Source organism: Candidatus Zixiibacteriota bacterium (genome assembly GCA_022865345.1).
Lineage (GTDB): Bacteria > Zixibacteria > MSB-5A5 > MSB-5A5 > RBG-16-43-9 > RBG-16-43-9.
In genome coordinates, this window is record JALHSU010000226.1 from 1 (window position 1) to 4,023 (window position 4,023).

The following is a 4,023-nucleotide window of genomic DNA, read 5'->3' on the forward strand; positions in this document are numbered from 1 at the left end:
AAATCACCGCCATTCCCAGGTCCGTTGTATCTTCTTACCCAGACAGTATCGCCATTGGGGTAGTACTTTATGGTGGCATAGTCCGTGGATGTCCCGCTGCCGTAACTGTATCCGGTAACACAAACATTGCCAGAACCATCTACTGCTATAGCCCAAGCTTCATCCCAGTCGTTTCCCGGTCCGTCGTATCTTCTTACCCAGAGTTCACTTCCATTTGAGTTATACTTTATGGTGGCATAGCCATAGTTGTTAGACCCACCACCGTAACTCAGTCCTGTCACATAAACATTGCCAGAACCATCTACTGCTATAGCAGAAGCAATATCAGAGCTGCTGCCAGGTCCGTTGTATCTTCTCACCCAGGCGGTATCGCCATTTGGATAATATTTTATGGTAGCGTAGTCCTGCGAAGTTCCGTTTCCTATGCTATAACCAGTAATATAGACATTCCCGTAATCATCTACAGTTATAGCAGTAGCCCCGTCTTGATTATTAGCTCCATTATACTTCCTAATCCACACTTCGTTTCCCAATGAGTCATACTTAATCGTGACACAATCTTGGTCCCAACTCTGGTCAGAGGACGTCCACAGCCCGGTCACGTAGACATTGCGTTGACGGTCTACTGCCATCGCATAAGGTTCACTTAAACCTGGTTCATTATATGTTCTTATCCAGGCAGTGTCTCCATTAGGATAGTACTTTATGGTAGCTATAAGAGGTGTACTTTGACTGGCATTAAGACTTACTCCTGTCACCAAGACATTGCCAGACCCGTCGACCGCTATGTCAAGACCCGCATCGTCGCCATTTCCTGGTCCATTGTATCTTCTCACCCAGGCAGTGTCTCCATTCGGACAGTACTTAATAGTGCAATAGTCGAGGCTCGTGCCAGTGCCACTACTCAATCCAGTTACGTAGATATTGCCAGAACCATCTACTGTTATGGCAAGAGCTTCATCATAGTCGTCGCACGGACCGTTGTATCCTCTTACCCAAACCGTATCAACAGTTTGAGCGAAAAGGGGAAGAGCAAACAGGAAGACAAGAATAAACACCAAAGAAGGCTTGAACATAGAAACCTCCATTATAGAGGTTTGGTTTGATTTACAAAAGAACCACTCTGCTTCCCCCGAGCTTAGATTGTGGCATTACATTAGTAAATTAGTCAGAAAATTCAGTAAGTCAAGCGGATTTTGCTTCGGTGTAGACCCTCCTTGATTTTTATGGTCGTGTTCTAACCTATGGAGGTACACCTTAATTCATCTCACACCTTTCTTGAATCTTCAGAAAATTCTAATCGGTCTCAGCCACAACTCGACTTTAGGACATCTCGCTTTCCAGAATGAAGATAGGCCCTGATTTGCCGATAGTATAAAGGCAGGCTTAAGGCTATAGTCTAAAGTCTAAAGTCAAGAGCAAAAAGCGAAAAGCCAATAGCAAATCGCGGTTTTTATAGTTTAAGGGGAGAGAATGGAAAACGCCAAGATAATGGTAATTGATGATGAAGAGAGCATGTGCCGGTTTATGCAGATTATGCTGCAGAAGGAAGGATATGACGTTACTTCCACTGTAAGCAGCAAAGAAGCTCTGGAGGAGATGAAGAGCAAGGATTATGATCTGGTGATTGCAGATCTGATGATGCCGGAGATGAATGGTCTGGAGCTTCTATCCAGAGCAAAGTCCATTCATCCGGATATCAACTTCATCGTTATGACAGCTTATGCTTCAGTTGACACGGCTATTGAAGCTCTGAAAAAAGGAGCATTTGACTATATCACCAAACCTTTTAAGGTAGATGAGATTAAGATAGCCATTAAGAAATCTTTAACCCAGAAGAGGATCGCTGAGGAAAATGTCAATTTAAAAAGACAGCTCAAAAAAGAATACGGGCTGCAAAGTCTGATCGGCAATTCTCCGGAGATGTTTCAACTGAAGAAACTGGTCGAGAGGATCGCGGATACAGATAGCACAGTCTTAATCCGGGGCGAAAGCGGAACCGGAAAGGAACTGGTGGTCAAAGCTATCCATCAGCTCAGCAGCAGGGCAGGGAAACCATTTGTCACCATCAATTGTGCCACACTGCCAGAGGCTCTTTTAGAGAGCGAGCTTTTCGGGCATGTGAAAGGCTCCTTTACCGGAGCGATAAAGGATAAGGACGGCCTGTTTAAAGTGGCAGATGGAGGAATTTTCTTTATGGATGAAATCGGGGTGACTTCTCCTGCAATTCAGGTAAAGCTGTTAAGGGTTTTAGAAGAAAGGCAATTCACCCCGGTTGGAGGTACCAAACCGGTTGAGGTCGACGTAAGACTGATCACTGCCACTAATGCCAATTTAGAAGAAGAAGTGAAATTAGGGAATTTCAGGTCAGACCTGTATTACCGCCTGAACGTCATTCCCATTTATATCCCGCCTTTAAGAGAAAGAAAGGGAGACACCGAGCTTTTAATCAAGTTCTTCATAAAAAAGTATTGCGACAAACTGGGGATCGAGGAAAAGGAAATCACTCAGAATACGCTGGAGCTTTTGACCAGCTATTCCTGGCCCGGAAACGTCAGGGAGCTGGAGAACACCATTGAAAGGGCGGTGATACTTTCCTCGGGAAAAACGATAGATCTGAATTCACTCCCCCAGAATGTTGTAGAAAATAAACCCCTGGGGCTGGTCCAATCCTCCCAGCCAGAGCTGCCCACCTTAGAGTCGATAGAAAAAGCTTATATCTTCTGGATTTTGAACCAGACCGGCTGGCAGAAGACCAAAGCTTCCCAGATACTGGGAATAGATGCTTCAACCCTTTACCGCAAAATAGAGAGATACAATCTTAAAGAGAAATGAGAAGAATCTCAGAGAGAACTAAAAATCGAAATCGCACCCGGCACGGATCAGTACGAATGAAAATGTCGGTTTCGGGAAAAGTGACAGGACCTGCGAACACGAACACAAAGTTATCAGACGGAATCAAGCCTGAAACCAAGGTCTCATCCGATACGCCCTTCAAGTGGAATACCTGGATACTGGGAGTCCTTATATTCGCATTTTTTCTTTTGATATACTGGAGGACTTGCTGCCCCACGGTTTTCTGGTGGGATAGTGCGGAGTTTGTCGCAGCAGTAGCCATTTTGGGTATCCCTCATCCTCCCAGTTTCCCTCTGTATATTTTGGTGGGCAAATTATTTTCCTTTTTGCCATTGTTTTCTCTATCCTTTAAACTGAATTTTCTCTCCGGTGTATTTGCGGCTCTCAGCCTGTCTTTTTTTGCTCTTCTACTTTTAAAACTGTTTCGGACTTTCTTTTCAGGACTTACAGGCGATACAAAAATGCTTTTCATCGTCCTGATTATGACCCTCTTCGTCGCTGGATTAAACTTTGCTTTCTGGATTCAGGGAATAAGGGCAGAGGTTTATTCTTTAAACGGCTTAATCTTTATTCTCCTGTTTTATTGCGGGTTAAATCACATCGCGGAAGAAAAAAATCATCAGAAAAATCCTCGCTGGCTCTATCTGTTCTTCTTCATCTTTGGTCTGGGCATGGCAAGTCACAATGTCACCCTGCTTTCAACTCTTCCAGCCTTCATCTACCTTTTTGTTAGTTATGATACATTCGGTCTTCTAAAGCCAAAAAGCCTGGGAGCTTTTCTCATCTTCTTTCTTTTGGGTTGCAGCATCTATCTTTATCTTCCTTTAAGAGCGCTCAACAGTCCAGCCTTGAATTGGGGAAATCCGGCCAGTCTGGAAAAGGTGGTTACCTCCGCATTGGCTTTGAAATCTGTAAAGCAAATCGGACTTACCCTGAATTACACGCTGGTGGAAAGAATTAAAGATGCCTGGATAATGATCTATTCACAATTTACCTTTTTACCTTTTCTTCTCAGTTTGACAGGCTTTTTCTTCCTGCTAAGAAAACATTTTAAACTCTTTATTTTTTTTCTGCTCCTGATACTGGGAAATTCAGCCACTATTATCATTCTTCCCTCTGAGTTTATCTCCACCAGCCTTGATTTTCAGGGATATATACTTCCGGTAA

3 protein-coding genes are annotated in these 4,023 nt (G+C 43.7%); 2 read left to right on the forward strand and 1 reads right to left on the reverse strand.

Features of this window, described 5'->3' with window-relative positions; genetic code table 11:
- Window positions 1–1,076, reverse strand: a 1,076-nt coding sequence (locus MUP17_10850) for an SBBP repeat-containing protein (protein MCJ7459477.1), incomplete at its 3' end; no start/stop codon positions are given.
- 397 nt (window positions 1,077–1,473) lie between these two features.
- On the opposite strand from MUP17_10850, the gene MUP17_10855 reads away from it, so the two are divergent.
- Together MUP17_10855 and MUP17_10860 are read left to right on the forward strand one after the other, a co-directional pair.
- Window positions 1,474–2,835: a sigma-54 dependent transcriptional regulator gene (locus MUP17_10855; protein ID MCJ7459478.1), complete on the forward strand. Its 1,362-nt coding sequence runs from the start codon at window positions 1,474–1,476 to the stop codon at window positions 2,833–2,835.
- Window positions 2,832–4,023 (forward strand): DUF2723 domain-containing protein (locus tag MUP17_10860; GenBank protein MCJ7459479.1); only part of this gene is annotated, 1,192 nt, incomplete at its 3' end. The genes MUP17_10855 and MUP17_10860, both read left to right, overlap by 4 nt.